General features: G+C 58.5%; 1 protein-coding gene. It reads left to right on the forward strand.

Features of this window, described 5'->3' with window-relative positions; all coding sequences use genetic code 11:
* Positions 1–400 precede the first annotated feature (400 nt).
* The coding region (locus ACF8EF_RS00005) for a thiamine pyrophosphate-binding protein (RefSeq protein ID WP_249226214.1) at positions 401–603 on the forward strand (203 nt) is incomplete at its 3' end.

Raw genomic sequence — 603 nt, forward strand, 5'->3', positions numbered from 1 at the left:
AAAAACTGGACCTGCTCGAGAGAGGAGATGGCACCGGCTTCGCTGGTGTTCGCGGGTAAACCCGCTCCTACAGCGGCCTGTGTCCACCCCCCGATGTGTGTTTACCACCTATCTGTGTAGGAGCGGGTTTACCCGCGAATACGGTGGCGGCGGCAACGGTGAACGGCAGGTGGAAATTGGCCAGCAGGTCCGGCCCCTTCGCGGGTAAACCCGCTCCTACAGAGGATGGTGCGAAGCCAGGTTAGAATGGCCTCAACGCGGCATTAACGTGACTTTCCCGCACCCTCCCTACGTCAAGACTTTGGTTCGGGGCACTTTTGCTCCTGGACCTGGCGATGCCAGCGTACCGTGCTGCGCATTTCTGGACTTCCCCGTCCCATCACTTGAGGTAGCAAGCAAGATGGCCAAGGCCGCCGATGTCGTTGTGCAATGCCTGGAAAATGAAGGTGTCGAGTATGTATTCGGCATTCCCGGTGAGGAAAACCTCGACCTGCTCGAATCCCTGCGCAAGTCGAAGATCAAGCTGGTACTGACCCGTCATGAGCAGTCTGCAGGTTTCATGGCTGCCACCTACGGTCGCTTGACCGGCAAGACTGGCGTCAG

This window comes from Pseudomonas sp. zjy_15 (assembly GCF_043101865.1).
GTDB classification, from domain to species: Bacteria; Pseudomonadota; Gammaproteobacteria; order Pseudomonadales; family Pseudomonadaceae; genus Aquipseudomonas; species Aquipseudomonas putida_Y.